The organism is Demequina sp. NBRC 110054 (assembly GCF_002090115.1).
In the GTDB taxonomy this organism is placed as follows: Bacteria; Actinomycetota; Actinomycetes; order Actinomycetales; family Demequinaceae; genus Demequina.
Genome location: NZ_BBRK01000004.1, coordinates 466,994 through 482,738, shown reverse-complemented (window position 1 = coordinate 482,738; position 15,745 = coordinate 466,994). Strand labels below are relative to the sequence as shown.

Genomic DNA, 15,745 nt, shown 5'->3' with positions numbered 1-15,745 from the left:
GCGCCGGTGCGTCCGGTCTCTGTGGCGCCGCTCGAGCATCGGCTGCCGCACCTCGAGGGGTGGCTCGACCACCTGATCGAGCTCGGGCTGTCGGGCCTCGCGCTCGGGCCGATCTTCGCGTCGGAGAGTCACGGCTACGACACCCTCGATCACTACGCGATCGATCCGCGGCTCGGCGACATGGCGGACTTCGAGTCGCTCGTGGCGGCCTGTCACTCGCGGGGGATCCGCGTGATGCTCGACGGGGTCTTCAACCACGTGGGTCGCGGGCATCCGGCCTTCCGCGACGTGCTCGTGAAGGGCCCGTCGTCCCCGTACGCGGACTGGTTCCGGCTCGAGTGGCCCGGCGGGCCCGAGGCATGGGCGCCGGGGATGGAGCCTCACTACGCGGACTTCGAGGGTCACGGCGCGCTCGTGGCGCTCAACCATTCCTCGCCTGCCGTCGTGGATCTTGTGGCTGACGTGATGGGCTATTGGCTCGAGCGGGGGGTGGACGCGTGGCGGCTCGACGCCGCGTACGCCGTGCCCGTGGACTTCTGGGCGTCCGTGGCCGAGCGTGTGCGCGCCTCCCACCCGGATGCGTATCTCATGGGCGAGGTGATCCACGGTGACTACGCGTCGTTCGTGGTCTCCGGCGGCCTGGACTCCGTGACGCAGTACGAGCTGTGGAAGGCGACCTGGTCCTCGCTGAACGACTCCAACATGCACGAGCTCGCGCACTGCCTGGGACGGCACGACGCCTTCCTGGAGGATTTCGTGCCGTTCACGTTCATCGGCAACCACGACGTCACCCGCATCGCGTCGAGGCTCACCGACGCGCGCCACCTCGAGCATGCGGTCGTGATCCTCGCGACGCTGCCCGGCACCCCCGCGGTGTACTACGGCGACGAGCACGCGCTGCCCGGCATCAAGGAGGACCGCGCGGGAGGGGACGATGCGGTGCGTCAGGCCTTCCCCGTGTCGCCCTCGGAGCTGGCCGGGGTGGGGGAACACTCGGTCGCGGTACACCGAGAACTGTTGGCGCTCCGGCGGAGGCTGCCGTGGCTGCATGACGCGCGAGTGTCGGTGCTGTCCGTGACGGATTCCGACATCGTCTACGCGTGCGTCGGTTCGGCTGGTTCCGACGAGCGGGTGATCGTCGCGCTGTCCGTCTCGGACTCCGAGGTGCGGCTCTCCGTGCCGGGTGCCACGCACGTGCTGGCCGGGTCGTGCTCGCTCGAGGGTGCAGGCCCGGACGATGCCTCGGTCAGGCTCGGGGCGCACGGGTGGTGCGTGCTCGCGGGGTAGGGCTCGGGAGTGGGGCGGGTCGGGAAGCCCGCTAGCGTCGCGACCCGTGTGCTCGTGGAACTCGCGCGGGCGCGACGTTCGGCGCGAACGTCACCCGTTTTGTCCGGAATGTCAGACCCCGGTGATGGAATATACCCATGACCGAGACGAGCCAGATGGGCGAGGCGATCGCCCAGGCACAGGCAGCGATGGCGGCCGTGCGAGCGCTCGTCGGCGGTGTCGAGTCGTGGCCGCAGCAGGAGTTGCTCGGGTGTCAGCGTGAGGTGTTCGCACTCCGTCGCGAGATCGACGTCGTGACCTCATGGATGGCCGCGGAGACGACGCGACGCTCGGAGGTCGAGAAGGGCGTGGGCCTCGCGCGCGGTCAGGGGCATTCGTCCGCCAACAGTCTGATCACCGAGGCCTCGGGCGGCTCGATGGCCGAGGCCGGTCGGCAGGCCCGTGCAGGCAAGGTCATGGCCGACGCGAAGCGCGCCCAGGAGAGTGACGATGCGCTCGAGACTGTTGGCGACGACGAGGCGTTGGACTTGGGTGGTTTGCCCGAGCCGACCGGGCCGGTCTTCCCCGTGGTCGCCGAGGCGATCATGAGCACGCAGCTGTCGTTGGAGTCCGCAGACGTGATCATCCGCGCGCTGGAAAGGGTGGCCGACATCGTCGACGCAGAAGATCTGGCCGCGTGGGAGGCGCGTGTCGTAGCGAAGGCGATGGGCCTGCCGCTGGCACAGGTGCGGCGCCTGGTGGCATCGGCCGAGGCCGCGGTGAGCCCCGACAAGCTCAAGGAGCGTGAGGCACAGGCCTTCGAGCGGCGGTACCTCACGATGAGCCCTCAACCCGACGGATCGATGAAGATCACCGCGCTGCTCGACCCCGTCTCCGCTGCCCCGGTCCGCGCCATGATCGACCACATCGTCCGCGACGCCTTTCAGCAGCGCCGTGACCAGCGTATGAGCGAGGGAGACGGTGGGGAGGGAGGCTGTGGCGCGGGGAACCCGACACCGGAGGCTCCCGCCGCGACCGCTCCTCAGCTGCGCGCAGACGCGCTCGTGCATCTTGCGCGCCACGCCCAGGGATGCGAGGACTCTCACGCCGGCGTCAGGACGACCGTCGTCGTCCGTCTGTCACTCGCGGATCTTGAGTCCGGGGAGGGCCTGGCGGAGGTGGACGGCGCCCACACGCCGATCTCGGTCTCCGCCGCACGTCAGCTCGCCGCCGACGCCGAGCTCATCCCCGTCGTCCTCGGCGGCGAAGGCGAGGTGCTGGACCTGGGAAGAAGCCAACGGCTTTTCACCCGTGCCCAGCGGCTGGCGTTGGCCGAACGCGACGGCGGATGCGCCAGATGCTTCGCCCCGCCCTCGTACTGCGAGGCGCACCACATACGGTTCTGGGACAAACATGGCGGACCTACCGACCTGTCGAACGGCGTCCTCTTGTGCCGTGGCTGTCATGGCGACATCCATCACCGAGGGTGGCAGGTTCAGGTTCGCGACAACCGTGTCTACTCGATCCCACCCCGACACGTCGACCCCGCACGAACCCCCAGGCTCGGTGGACGCGCGCGCCTCGATGCGGCGGCGTGACCGCGTGGCGTGCGTGGCGTGCGTGGATGCGGCCACTGGGCTGCCAGGCAGGACAGTTTGCAGTTCAGCCCAGACCGAGCGCCTGGCGCATCGGCTCCAGCTTCGCCTCCGACTCCGCCCACTCCGACGCCGACTCGGACGCCGCCACGATGCCGCAGCCCGCGAACATCCTGACCTTGCGCGGGTCGCTGGCGTCGATCTCCGCCGAACGCAGCCCGATGCAGAACTCCCCGTCGCCCGCCGCGTCGATCCAGCCGACCGGCCCCGCGTAGCGGCCGCGGTCCCAGCCCTCGAGCTCATCGATCATGCGCGCCGCTGCCAGGGTCGGTGTCCCACAGACGGCCGCGCTCGGGTGCAGCTCCCGGACCATCTCCAGCACCGTCGCCGCGTGGTCGAGCGAGCCCGTGATGTCCGTCGCCAGGTGCATGACGTTCGGCAGGTGCAGCACGAAGGGTTCGTCGGGCACGTTCACCGACGCGCAGTGCGACGCGAGCACCTGCGTCACCGACCGCACCGCGTAGCCGTGCTCCTCGCGGTCCTTCGACGAGTGCGCGAGCGACGCCGCGCGGGCCAGATCGGCCGTCTCGTCACCGGTGCGGCGGATCGTGCCCGCCAGCACCCGCGACGTGACAAGACCGTGGTCCACGCGCGCCAGCAGCTCGGGAGTCGCCCCCACCAGGCCATCGACGTGGAACGTCCAGCAGCCGTCGTAGGCGCGCGCGAGCGTCGGCATGACCGAGCGCGGGTCGACCGGGGCCGCCGCGGTGGCGTTCACGGCGCGCGCCAGCACGACCTTGTCGACCTCGCCCTGGCGGATGCGCGCGACCGCCGAGTCGACCGCCGCGTCCCACGCCTCGCGATCGCCCGGCGCCTGCGTGAGGGTCGGCAGGGCTGGGGGTGCAGAGGCGTTGCCGAGAGCATCCGCCAGGTCGGGGGAGCGGCCGTGCGATCCATCCGTCGAGATCTCCGTGAGGAAGCCTCGGCCGTCGCGCACACCCAGCACGTAGCGAGGCACGATGAGCGCGCCCCCATGACCTGAGCCGTCGGCGAACGAGAACGAGCCGAAGGCGACGAGGCCCGAGCCCTTGATGCGCGCATCGTCCCTGACCACCGCGTGGCGGGTGATCCGGCGCCACCACGTCGACGCATCGTCGATGCGGGACGAGCCGCGCGACTCGAAGCGCGCCACCTCGCCCCAGCCGACCATCCCCTCGCCGCGGCGCACCCACGCCATCCCGCCCGGTGGCACGAGCGCGAGGAGATCGTCGGGGGCCTCGACCGCGACGGTGCGGGCGGCCAGCGTCGGCATGGCGGGAAGCTGCAGGGTCACACCGCCAGCCTAGGGCGGCGACGGGAGCGGACCGGACGATGCGGGGGCTCGGTGGGACGTTGGCGGTGGCGGGGCGGCGTGGGAGCGGACGATGCGGGGGTGGCGGCGGTGGGGTTCTTGGCGGTTGGGAGTGCGCGACGCGGTTAGGGTGGCGAGCATGGTTCTTGCGATGGCAGGTGGATTCGCCGTGACGGCGGGCGCGGGCCTTCTGGTGGTCCTGCAGAAGCACCGGGTCGGCGCCGCGATCCTTGTCGTCCTCGGCGTGCTCGCCACGATCGGGCTGTCCGAGACGCGCGGCGTCGTCGTGCGCGGCGCCTGGGTCGAGGGCCTGCTTGTCGGGCTTCCCGTCCTGATCGCGGCCCTGTGGTGGCTCGGTAAGCGCGAGCGGCGGGCGTCCGATTCGCCCGGATCCCGTGAGCCCGAGGCCTGAAGGATCGGAAATCCGTGTCGGAGCACCCCTCTAGGACGTTTAACCTAGGACGGTGAAGACCGAGGCAGACGTCATCGTCGTGGGCGCAGGCCCCGGTGGCGCTGCCGCCGCCAGATATTTGGCGAACGAGGGCTTCGACGTCATCGGGCTCGAGAAGTCGCGCTTCCCTCGCGAGAAGGTCTGCGGAGACGGACTCACCCCACGCGCGGTCAAGGAGATCCAGCTCATCGGGCTCGAGACCCCCCGCGAGGAGGGGTGGATCCCCAACTACGGATTGCGGATGGTCGGCGGTGGGCATCGCCTCGAGTTCCCGTGGCACGAGCTCGAGTCCTTCCCGAACTACGGCCTGAGCCTTCCCCGCGCGCAGTTCGACCACCGTCTCGCCGAGCACGCCCGCGCCGCCGGCGCGGACGTCCGCGAGGGCTGGCACGTTGACGCGCTGCTGATTCGCGACGCCCAGGGCGAGTTCGTCGTCGACTCCGACAGCGCCGAGAGGGCCGCCGCCGTCCGGCCAGGGGGAGAGGCCCGCGTCGTCGGCGTCGTCGCCCGCCAGACCGACGAGAAGGGCCGCAAGGTCGGCGAGCCCACCGAGTTCCGCGCCCCCCTGGTCATCTCCGCCGACGGCGTGAGCGCGCGCCTCGCGCTCGGCCTCGGCCTCGAGCGCAAGGTGAACCGCCCCATGGGCGTCGCCGTCCGCACCTATATGGAGACGCCCCGTCACGCCGAGGAGTGGATGGAGGGGCACGTCGAGATCTGGTCCGGCGAGCGCGGCAACTCTGACATGCTTCCCGGCTACGGCTGGATCTTCCCCCTCGGCGACGGCACCGCCAACGTCGGCCTCGGCACGCTGTCGGCCAAGGGCACCCCGTCCGGCCTCGACCACCGCGGCCTCATGAAGGGCTGGCTCGAGCACTCCGCCAAGGACTGGGATTTCGGCGACCAGATCGGCGGCATCAAGGGCGCCGCGATCCCCATGGCGTTCAACCGTCAGCCCCACTACGTCCCGGGCATGATGCTCGTGGGCGACTCCGGTGGCATGGTCAACCCGTTCAACGGCGAGGGCATCGCCTACGCCATGCAGGCCGCGCGCCGCGCCACCGAGGCGGCCGTCGCCGCCCGCGAGGCCGGGAGCGACGACGCTGCCCGCGAGCAGGCGCTCGCGGCGTACGCGCGAATGATGAAGGACGACCTCGGCGGGTACTACTCGCTGGGGAGGGTGTTCGCCTCGTTGATCGAGCACCCGACAGTGATGAGCATCTGCGTCAAGTACGGGTTGCCTCGTCCACTGATCATGGAATTTGTCTCTAGACTGCTGGCAGACGTCTATGAACCCCGGGGCGGAGCCTGGTCCGACAAACTGTTGTCGGCCATGGTTCGAGTCGCGCCGGCGGCCTGACGCGACAACGACTGTCGGACCCCGGGAGGGATAGCGCAAGTGAACCCCTATGTACCGATCCTTGTCATGGTCGGCATCGCTGCCGTCATGGCGGTGGCTGGCCTTGCCGCCAGCCGTGTCCTGGGTCCGCACCGCGACAACGCCGCGAAGCTCGACCGCTACGAGTCGGGCCTCGAGCCGACCCCCCTCGCGAAGGGCGGCGGTCGCATCCCGGTGAAGTACTACCTCACCGCGATGACGTTCATCATCTTCGACATCGAGGTCGTGTTCCTCTATCCGTGGGCCGTCGCCCACGACGCGCTCGGCTGGTTCGGCCTGATCGCGATCATGACCTTCCTCGCCCTCATCACGATCCCCTTCGTGTACGAGTGGCGCCGCGGCGGATTCGATTGGGAGTGATCTGATGGGAATCGAAGAGAGCGCACCTCCGTTCATGCTCGGCACCGTCGAGTCCTTCGTGGGCTGGGCCCGCGCCGGCTCGATGTGGCCCGCCACCTTCGGCCTCGCGTGCTGCGCGATCGAGATGATGGGCACCGGCACCTCGCGGTTCGACATCTCACGCATCGGCTCCGAGGTCTTCCGCGGCTCGCCGCGCCAGGCCGACGTGATGATCGTCGCCGGCCGCGTGTCCAACAAGATGGCCCCGATCGTCCGCCAGGTCTACGACCAGATGGCCGACCCCAAGTGGGTGCTGTCGATGGGCGTCTGCGCCTCCTCGGGCGGCATGTTCAACAACTACGCGATCGTCCAGGGCGTCGACCACGTCGTGCCGGTCGACATCTACCTGCCCGGCTGCCCGCCGCGCCCCGAGATGCTCATCAACGCGCTGCTCGAGCTCCAGGAGCAGGTCAAGAGCACCCCGATGGGTCGCAACCGCCGCGAGATCGCGGCCGCAGCCGAGGCCGCGGCGCTCGGCGCGACGCCGACCTCCGACATGAAGGGACTGCTGCGTTGAGCGAGAGCAAGGACCTTGCCGGCGCCGACGGCACGCCCGTGGCGCCCGAGGGTCGCACCCTCATCAACGTCCGCCAGGGCATGTTCGGCGGCCCCGGTGGCGACACCTCGGGCTACGGCGGCCTCAAGCGCGTCATCGAGATGCCCGGCGCGACCGAGCGCCCCTACGGCGAGTGGTTCGATGGCGTGGTTGACGTCCTTGAGGAGCTGCTCGGCGACAAGGCGTCGGAGGCGATCACCGCGGTGGTCGTCGACCGCGGCGAGCTCACGCTCCACATCGCGCGCGAGCACCTGCTGGAAGTCGCTCGACACCTGCGCGACGACCAGGACCTGCGCTTCGAGATGTGCCTGGGCGTCTCCGGCGTCCACTACCCGGCCGACGCGGGCAGGGAGCTGCACGCGTGCTACCCGATGCAGTCGATCACGCACAACCGTCGTCTGCGCGTTGAGGTCTCGGTCTCCGAGGACGACCCGCACATCCCGTCGATCACCGCGATCTACCCGATGAACAACTGGCACGAGCGCGAGACGTACGACTTCTTCGGCATCGTCTTCGACGGCCACCCCGCGCTCGCCCGCATCGAGATGCCGGACGACTGGGTAGGCCACCCGCAGCGCAAGGACTACCCGCTCGGCGGCATCCCGATCGAGTACAAGGGCGCCGAGGTCCCGTCGCCCGACCAGCGGAGGCAGTACCGATGACCCACGAGCAGACCATGCCGCAGGCGACCGGACCCGACTTCCACGACCCGGACGCCCCCGAGTTCACCGCGTACGGCGGCGACTGGAGCGAGATCGCCGACGAGGCCGCCCGCCTCGGCCAGCAGCGCGTCGTCATCAACATGGGCCCCCAGCACCCGTCCACGCACGGCGTGCTGCGCGTGATGCTCGAGATCGAGGGCGAGACCGTCACCGAGGCCCGCGCGGGCATCGGCTACCTCCACACCGGCATCGAGAAGAACATGGAGTTCCGGACGTGGACGCAGGGCGTCACGTTCGCGACCCGCATGGACTACGTCGCCTCGATGTTCAACGAGGCCGTGTTCTGCCTCGGCACCGAGAAGCTGCTCGGCATCACCGACGACGTGCCCGAGAAGGCCAACGTCCTGCGGGTGCTCATGATGGAGCTCACCCGCATCGGCTCGCACCTGGTCGCGATCGGCACCGGCGGCAACGAGATGGGCGCCACGACCGTCATGACGACGGCGTTCATCGGTCGCGAGGACACGTTCCGCGTCATCGAGATGCTGACCGGCCTGCGCACGAACAACGCGTACATCCGTCCCGGCGGGGTCGCTCAGGACACCCCCGAGGGCTTCACGCAGTACGTGCGGGACATGATCCCGCTCGTCAAGCAGCGCCTCGACGAGCTCGCGGACATCCAGCTGAAGAACCCGATCTTCATCGGGCGCCTCAAGGACGTGGCCGTCCTCGACCTCGCGCCCGCGATGTCGCTCGGCGTCACCGGCCCGATGCTGCGCTCGACCGGCGTGCCCTACGACGTCCGCAAGTCGGACCCGTACTGCGGGTACGAGGACTACGACTTCCAGGTGCCGACCTCGACCGACCGTGACGCCTACTCGCGCGTGATCCTCCGCCTCGAGGAGTGCTACGAGTCGCTCAAGATCGTCGAGCAGTGCGCCGCGCGTCTCGAGGAGCTCGAGGGTGCGCCCGTCATGGTCGCCGACAAGAAGATCGCGTGGCCGGCCCAGCTGTCCCTCGGCTCCGACGGCCAGGGCAACTCGCCCGAGCACATCAAGCACATCATGGGCGACTCGATGGAGGCGCTCATCCACCACTTCAAGCTGGTGACCGAGGGCTTCAAGGTCCCCGCGGGCCAGGCCTACGCCGCGGTCGAGAACCCCAAGGGGCTGCTCGGCTGCCACGTCGTCTCCGACGGCGGCACGAAGCCGTGGCGCGCGCACTTCCGCGACCCCGGCTTCAACAACCTGCAGGCGCTCTCGATCCTCACGCAAGGCGGCCAGGTCGCCGACGTCGTGGTCGCGATCGCCACGATCGACATGGTCCTGGGAGGCGTCGACCGATGACCTACGACGAGTCCACGCTCGAGAAGCTCACGGCCGACGCGGCCGAGGTGCGCGGCCGGTACCCGGTCGAGCGCTCGGCGCTGCTGCCGCTGCTGCACCTGGTCCAGTCCGTCGACGGCTACGTGTCGCCCGACGGCATCCAGTTCTGTGCCGACCAGCTCGGCCTGACCGCGGCCGAGGTGAGCGCCGTCGCGACGTTCTACACCCAGTACAAGCGCCGTCCCAACGGCGAGTACCAGGTGGGCGTGTGCACCAACACGCTGTGCGCGGTGATGGGCGGCGACGAGATCTGGAAGCGCGTGTCCGAGCGCTGCGGCGTCGGCCACGACGAGACCACCGAGGACGGCAAGATCTCGCTCGAGCGCCTCGAGTGCAACGCGGCCTGCGACTTCGCCCCCGTGGTGATGGTCAACTGGGAGTTCTTCGACAACATGACGCCCGAGACGGCGCTCCAGCTCGTCGACGACATCCTCGACGGCAAGGCGGTCAAGCCCAGCCGCGGCCCGGACGAGGTGCCGACGTTCAAGGAGGTCTCGCGCGTGCTCGCGGGCTTCGAGGACGGTCGCGCCGACCAGGGAGTCGGCGCCGGCGAGCCCACGCTCGCGGGCCTTGAGACCGCCAAGGAGCAGGGCTGGACCTTCGAGGGAGGTGCGAAGTGACCGAGCTCGCCCCCGTCCTGAGCGCGAACTGGGACCAGGAGCAGTCCTGGAAGCGCGACACCTACGTCAAGGGTGGCGGCTACTCCGCCCTCAAGAAGGCCCTGGGCCTCGAGAAGACCGACCTCGTGCAGATGGTCAAGGACTCGGGCCTCCGCGGACGCGGCGGCGCGGGCTTCCCGACCGGCATGAAGTGGGGCTTCCTGCCCCCGGACGACGGCAAGCCGCGCTACCTCGTGGTCAACGCCGACGAGTCCGAGCCGGGCACCTGCAAGGACATCCCGCTCATGATGGCCAACCCGCACGTGCTGGTCGAGGGTGTCGCGATCACGTCCTACGCGATCGGCTGCAACCACGCCTTCATCTACCTGCGCGGCGAGGTCGTCCACGTCTACCGCCGCCTGCTGCAGGCCGTGCGCGAGGCGTACGAGGCCGGCGACCTGGGCAAGAACATCCACGGCTCGGGCTTCGACCTCGACGTCACCGTCCACGCGGGCGCCGGCGCCTACATCTGCGGCGAGGAGACCGCGCTGCTCGACTCGCTCGAGGGTCGCCGCGGCCAGCCCCGCCTCAAGCCCCCGTTCCCGGCCGTCGCGGGCCTCTACGCGCGCCCGACCGTCGTCAACAACGTCGAGTCCGTCGCCTCGGTCCCCGCGATCGTGAACAACGGCGTCGAGTGGTTCACCTCGATGGGCACCGAGCGCTCGAAGGGCCACGGCCTGTTCTCGCTGTCGGGCCACGTCAAGCGCCCCGGCCAGTACGAGGCGCCCCTCGGCATTACGCTGCGCGAGCTGCTCGAGATGGCAGGCGGCATGCGCGACGGCCACGAGCTGAAGTTCTGGACCCCCGGCGGCTCGTCGACCCCGATCTTCACCGAGGAGCAGCTCGACACCCCGCTCGACTACGAGTCCGTGGGCGCTGCCGGGTCGATGCTCGGCACGCGTGCGCTGCAGATCTTCGACGAGACCACGTGCGTGGTCCGCGCCGTCACGCGCTGGACCGAGTTCTACAAGCACGAGTCCTGCGGCAAGTGCACGCCCTGCCGCGAGGGCACGTTCTGGCTCACGCAGATCCTCAAGCGCCTCGAGGCCGGCAAGGGCACCGAGGCCGACATCCAGCAGCTGCTCGACACGTGCGACTCGATCGCCGGCCGCTCGTTCTGCGCGCTCGGCGACGGCGCGACGTCGTCCATCATCAGCTCCGTCAAGAAGTTCCGCGAGGAGTACGAGCGGCACGTGACCGAGGGGAAGTGCCCCTTCGACCACGCCGCATCGGCCCTGTTCGAGTACTCCACCGAGGAGGCGCACGCATGACAGCGACCGACCCCAAGGCTGCAGTCGAGACCGTCACGCTCACGATCGACGGCAAGGAGGTGACGGTCCCCAAGGGCACCCTCATCATCCGCGCCGCCGAGGAGATCGGCATCGACATCCCGCGCTTCTGCGACCACCCGGCGCTCGAGCCCGCGGGCGCGTGCCGCCAGTGCCTGGTCGACGTGGCCGCTCCCGACCGCGACGGCAACGTCCGCGCGTTCCCGAAGCCGCAGGCCTCGTGCACCATGACGGTGATGGACGGCATGGTCGTCAACACGCAGCACACCTCCGAGGAGGCGGATCGCGCGCAGAAGGGCGTGATGGAGCTGCTGCTCATCAACCACCCGCTCGACTGCCCGGTGTGCGACAAGGGCGGCGAGTGCCCCCTGCAGAACCAGGCCATGAACATGGGCCGCCCCGAGAGCCGCTTCGTGGACGTCAAGCGCGTCTTCGAGAAGCCGCTCGCGCTGAGCTCCGAGATCCTGCTGGACCGCGAGCGGTGCGTGCTGTGCCAGCGCTGCACCCGCTTCTCCAAGCAGATCGCGGGCGACGCGTTCATCGACCTGCAGAACCGCGGCGCGATGCAGCAGATCGGCACGTTCGACGAGGACGTCCTCGACTTCGACGGCTATAGCCCCGCAGGCCCCGCCGCTGAGGACGAGTCGGGCCGCGCGTTCAGCTCGTACTACTCGGGCAACACCGTGCAGATCTGCCCGGTCGGCGCCCTCACGAGCTCGGCCTACCGCTTCCGCTCGCGTCCCTTCGACCTCGTGTCGAGCCCGGGCATCTCCGAGCACGACTCCTCGGGCTCCGCGATCCGCACGGACCACCGCCGCGGCAAGATCCTGCGCCGCATGGCCCACAAGGACCCGGTCGTCAACGAGGACTGGATCACCGACAAGGACCGCTTCGCCTTCGCATGGCAGAACCAGTCCAACCGCCTCACGCGCCCCCTGGTGCGCAAGGACGGCGAGCTCGTCGAGGCCTCGTGGCCCGAGGCGATCGCCGCCGCGGCGGCCGGCCTCAAGGCCGCGCGCGACGGCAAGGGCGTCGGCGTCCTTCCCGGCGGTCGCGTGACGCTCGAGGACTCCTACGCCTACTCCAAGTTCGCCCGCCTGGCGCTCGGCACCAACGACGTCGACGCCCGAGCGCGCGTCGCCTCCGCCGAGGAGCAGGCGTTCCTCGGCTCGGCGGTCGCCGGCACGGGGCTCGGTGCGACGTTCGCCGAGCTCGAGAAGGCTCCCGCGGTCCTCATGGTGGGCTTCGAGCCCGAGGACGAGGGCGGCGTGGTCTTCCTGCGCATGCGCAAGGCGCTCGGCAAGCAGCGCGTCTTCACCGCCGCACCGTTCCTGAGCCGCGGCGCCGAGAAGCTCGCCGCAACCCTGCTGCCCGTGGCCCCCGGTCGCGAGGCTGCGCTGCTCGACGGCCTCGTCGGCGACCCGTACGAGGCTCTTGAGGACGACGGCGCCGTGATCGTCGTCGGCGAGCGGCTCGCCGGGACCCCCGGCGCGCTCACCGCCGCGCTCAAGCTGGCCGAGAAGACCGGTGCGAAGCTCGTGTGGATCCCGCGTCGCGCGGGTGAGCGCGGCGCCGTCGAGGCGGGCGCGCTGCCCGGTCTGCTGCCCGGAGGCCGCGCGGCCTCGGTCGCCGCGGCCCGCAAGGCGGTCGCTCAGGCGTGGGGCGTCGAGTCCCTGCCCACCGCCGCGGGACGCGACGTCGACGCGATCGTCGCCGCCGCATCGTCCGGGAACCTGGACGCGCTGGTCGTCGGCGGCGTCAGCCCGTCCGACGTGACCGGCCTGGCCGACGCGATCGACAACGCGGGCTTCGTGGTCAGCCTCGAGGTGCGGCTCTCCGCCGTCGCCGAGGCCGCCGACGTCGTCCTGCCCGTCGCCCCGCCGTCGGAGAAGGCCGGCACGTTCGTCAACTGGGAGGGTCGCCTGCGCTCGTTCGCGACGGCCATCGCGACCGACGCGCTGTCCGACCACCGCGTGCTCGACATCCTCGCCCGCGAGCTGGGCATCGAGCTCGGCACCGGCTCGATCGGCGCCGTGAACGCGGAGATCGCCGCGCTCGGCGCGGCCTCGGAGGCTCACCGGCCCAAGGCCCCGTCGGCGAAGGCGGCGAAGGCGCCCAAGAAGGGCGAGGTCGTCCTCGCGTCGTGGCACCAGCTGATCGACGAGGGCGCGCTGCAGGACGGCGAGCCCTACCTCGCCGGCACTGCTCGCGCGACCGTCGCCCGCGTGTCCCAGGCCACCGCCGACGCCCTCGGCTTCACGGAGGGCGCGATCACCGTCACCGGTGCGGGCGGCCAGGGCATCACCGTGCCCGCGGTCGTCACCGATATGGTCGACGACGTGGTGTGGCTCCCGACCAAGTCGCCCGGCAGCTGGGTGGCTCAGGAGCTGCAGACCGTTCCCGGCAACGTCGTCACCGTGAAGGTGGGTGCGTGATGTCACTGTTCACCGGCATCTCCGGGGTCGCGGCGTACAACGCCGACGAGCTCAGGAACGCGTACTGCGGCGTCGCGGACGGCGCCACCGAGGTGACGGCCGCGCAGCAGACCTGCCTCGACAACTGGGGCACCCTCGCGGGCGACCCGGTGTGGCTCGTGATCGTCAAGGCCGTGCTGATCCTGGTGTTCCTGCTCACGTCGGTGCTCTTCGCGGTGTGGTTCGAGCGCCGCGTGATCGGCCGCCTCCAGCAGCGCCCCGGCCCCAACATGCGCGGCCCGTTCGGCCTGCTGCAGTCCGTCTCCGACGCGATGAAGCTCCTGTTCAAGGAGGACATCACCGTCCGCGCCTCGGAGAAGGCGCTGTACATCCTCGCGCCGATGATCTCGGTGTTCTCCGCGCTGCTGATCTTCGCGGTGATCCCGTTCGGCCCGGCGACGCACATCCCCGGCACGAACATCGTGACCCCGCTGCAGCTCACCGACTTCCCCGTCGCGGTGCTCTACATCCTCGCGTGCGCCGCGATCGGCGTGTACGGCATCGTCCTCGGTGGATGGGCCTCCGGCTCGATCTACCCGCTCATGGGTGCGGTCCGCTCGACCGCGCAGATCATCTCCTACGAGCTCGCGATGGGTCTGTCGCTCGTCACGGTCTTCATGCTGTCGGGCTCGATGAGCACGTCGCAGATCGTCGACGCGCAGACCGACCGGTGGTGGATCTGGCCGCTGCTGCCCGCATTCGTGCTCTACGTGATCTCGATGATCGGTGAGACCAACCGCCTGCCGTTCGACCTCCCCGAGGCCGAGGGAGAGCTGGTCGCGGGCTTCATGACCGAGTACTCGTCCATGAAGTTCGCCTGGTACTTCCTCGCGGAGTACATGAACATGATCAACGTCTCGGCCGTTGCCTCGGTGCTGTTCCTCGGAGGATGGCGCGCGCCGTGGCCCGCGTCGTGGGCCGGCGCGGACTTCCTGAACTCCGGGATCTTCCCGCCGATCTGGCTCATCATCAAGATCTGGCTCCTCATGTTCGTGTTCGTGTGGGTCCGCGGCACGCTGCTGCGCTTCCGCTACGACCAGTTCATGAAGTTCGGCTGGAAGGTCCTCATCCCCGTCGGGCTGGGCTGGCTCGTGTTCTTCGCGGTCGGCCGCCAGTTCATGACCGAGTACAACCGCGACCTCAACCTGTTCGATGCGGTGGCCTGGCTCGTCGCGATCCTCCTGGTCTATGCGACCTGGGGCTTCATCAAGGACTCGCGCACCGAGAAGGAGCGCAAGGCCGAGGAGGCCGCGGGCGCCGACGAGACCGAGGAGCCGTTCGACGCGTTCGCCGGCGGCTACCCCGTGCCCCCGATGCCCGGCCAGACGCTGCCGCCGTCGCCGCGCTCCGGGCGGACCGTCGAGGCCGCGATCAAGCTCGCGACGCCGACGGAGGGCGTCGCGGTCTCCACCGACGACGCGGACGATGCGACGGCCGAGGACGATGCCTCCGGCACCGACGATGCGAAGACCGAGAAGGGAGGCGCCGAATGAGCGACGCCGACGAGACCTGGGAGGTCAACCGGGCCAAGGACGGCCAGGAGAAGCCCTTCGAGTCGAACCTGCCGAAGAAGGGCGCGCTGGGCCAGGCCCTCGCCCCGGTCGCGGGCTTCGGCATCACGCTGCGGAACTTCTTCAAGCCGACGGTGACCGAGCAGTACCCGCGCAAGAAGACCCCGCCGATGCCGCGCTACCACGGCCGCCACCAGCTCAACCGGTACCCGGACGGGCTCGAGAAGTGCATCGGCTGCGAGCTGTGCGCGTGGGCCTGCCCCGCGGACGCGATCTACGTCGAGGCCGACTCGAACACCCCGGACGCGCAGTTCAGCCCGGGCGAGCGCTACGGCCGCGTCTACCAGATCAACTACCTGCGCTGCATCTTCTGCGGGCTGTGCATCGAGGCGTGCCCCACGCGCGCGCTCACGATGACCAACGAGTACGAGCTCGCGGGTCCGACGCGCGAGGGCCTGATCTACGAGAAGCAGGACCTGCTGGCTCCGATGGAGGACGGCATGCTCGCGGTGCCGCACCCGATGGTGCCCGGCACCACGGACGGCGACTACTACCGCGGCGACGTCACCAAGGTCGTCAAGGAGCAGACCGAGTGGGTGCGCCGCGAGCGTCCCGAGGACCCGACGCTGCCGGAGAACTCGTACGACCCGAACGACGAGCACGTGCCGCACAACCCCGCGGCTGTCGGAGGCGAGTCGGGTGCGCGGGGCGCGTTCGGTGCTCAGCACCACAAGATGGGGGGCATCTGACC

Annotated in this window: 14 protein-coding genes; 13 read left to right on the top strand and 1 reads right to left on the bottom strand. The window is 70.0% G+C overall.

Annotation, left to right across the window (positions count from 1 at the left end; all coding sequences use genetic code 11):
• The first annotated feature begins 6 nt into the window (after nt 1-6).
• Both B7K23_RS02205 and B7K23_RS02200 read left to right on the top strand, forming a co-directional pair.
• Nucleotides 7-1,287, top strand: coding sequence for an alpha-amylase family glycosyl hydrolase (locus tag B7K23_RS02205; protein ID WP_307175065.1), 1,281 nt, complete (start codon nt 7-9; stop codon nt 1,285-1,287).
• Between the two features lie 137 nt (nt 1,288-1,424).
• The gene (locus tag B7K23_RS02200) at nt 1,425-2,864 is read left to right on the top strand and encodes an HNH endonuclease signature motif containing protein (protein WP_084124711.1); all 1,440 of its coding nucleotides are present in this window, start codon (nt 1,425-1,427) and stop codon (nt 2,862-2,864) included.
• Nucleotides 2,865-2,928: 64 nt separating this feature from the next.
• Here the strand turns inward: B7K23_RS02200 and B7K23_RS02195 are convergent, their stop codons facing one another.
• Nucleotides 2,929-4,194, bottom strand: a complete 1,266-nt coding sequence (locus B7K23_RS02195; protein ID WP_234996376.1) for an isochorismate synthase MenF — start codon at nt 4,192-4,194, stop codon at nt 2,929-2,931.
• A gap of 169 nt (nt 4,195-4,363) precedes the next feature.
• Here B7K23_RS02195 and B7K23_RS02190 point away from each other — a divergent pair, with 169 nt between their 5' ends.
• From B7K23_RS02190 to nuoI, 11 genes are read left to right on the top strand one after another with little or no spacing between them, the layout of a single operon-like run.
• Nucleotides 4,364-4,624, top strand: coding sequence for a hypothetical protein (locus B7K23_RS02190; protein WP_084124710.1), 261 nt, complete (start codon nt 4,364-4,366; stop codon nt 4,622-4,624).
• Nucleotides 4,625-4,676: 52 nt separating this feature from the next.
• Nucleotides 4,677-6,020 carry an NAD(P)/FAD-dependent oxidoreductase gene (locus B7K23_RS02185; RefSeq protein ID WP_084124709.1) on the top strand — a complete coding sequence of 448 codons (1,344 nt, stop codon included), beginning with the start codon at nt 4,677-4,679 and terminating at the stop codon, nt 6,018-6,020.
• Nucleotides 6,021-6,059: 39 nt separating this feature from the next.
• Nucleotides 6,060-6,419 (top strand): NADH-quinone oxidoreductase subunit A, encoded by a 360-nt coding sequence (locus B7K23_RS02180; protein WP_083979643.1) that lies wholly within the window; start codon nt 6,060-6,062, stop codon nt 6,417-6,419.
• Nucleotides 6,420-6,423: 4 nt separating this feature from the next.
• A complete protein-coding gene (locus tag B7K23_RS02175) occupies nt 6,424-6,975 on the top strand; it encodes an NADH-quinone oxidoreductase subunit B (RefSeq protein WP_084124708.1) in 552 nt (183 codons plus the stop codon).
• Nucleotides 6,972-7,676, top strand: coding sequence for an NADH-quinone oxidoreductase subunit C (locus tag B7K23_RS15805; RefSeq protein ID WP_084124707.1), 705 nt, complete (start codon nt 6,972-6,974; stop codon nt 7,674-7,676). The genes B7K23_RS02175 and B7K23_RS15805 overlap by 4 nt, the downstream gene beginning before the upstream one ends.
• Complete coding sequence (locus B7K23_RS02165) at nt 7,673-9,022, top strand: NADH-quinone oxidoreductase subunit D (RefSeq protein WP_084124706.1); 1,350 nt, start codon at nt 7,673-7,675, stop codon at nt 9,020-9,022. The genes B7K23_RS15805 and B7K23_RS02165 overlap by 4 nt, the downstream gene beginning before the upstream one ends.
• Nucleotides 9,019-9,681 (top strand): NADH-quinone oxidoreductase subunit NuoE, encoded by a 663-nt coding sequence (gene nuoE / locus B7K23_RS02160; protein WP_084124705.1) that lies wholly within the window; start codon nt 9,019-9,021, stop codon nt 9,679-9,681. Before B7K23_RS02165 ends, nuoE begins: the two co-directional genes overlap by 4 nt.
• Nucleotides 9,678-10,991 (top strand): NADH-quinone oxidoreductase subunit NuoF, encoded by a 1,314-nt coding sequence (gene nuoF, locus B7K23_RS02155; protein WP_084124704.1) that lies wholly within the window; start codon nt 9,678-9,680, stop codon nt 10,989-10,991. Before nuoE ends, nuoF begins: the two co-directional genes overlap by 4 nt.
• Nucleotides 10,988-13,444: an NADH-quinone oxidoreductase subunit G gene (locus B7K23_RS02150; protein WP_084124703.1), complete on the top strand. Its 2,457-nt coding sequence runs from the start codon at nt 10,988-10,990 to the stop codon at nt 13,442-13,444. Before nuoF ends, B7K23_RS02150 begins: the two co-directional genes overlap by 4 nt.
• Entirely contained in the window at nt 13,444-14,976 is a 1,533-nt protein-coding gene (gene nuoH, locus B7K23_RS02145; RefSeq protein WP_084124701.1) for an NADH-quinone oxidoreductase subunit NuoH, read from the top strand. Before B7K23_RS02150 ends, nuoH begins: the two co-directional genes overlap by 1 nt.
• Nucleotides 14,973-15,743 (top strand): NADH-quinone oxidoreductase subunit NuoI, encoded by a 771-nt coding sequence (gene nuoI / locus B7K23_RS02140; protein ID WP_084124698.1) that lies wholly within the window; start codon nt 14,973-14,975, stop codon nt 15,741-15,743. Before nuoH ends, nuoI begins: the two co-directional genes overlap by 4 nt.
• Nucleotides 15,744-15,745: the final 2 nt, after the last annotated feature.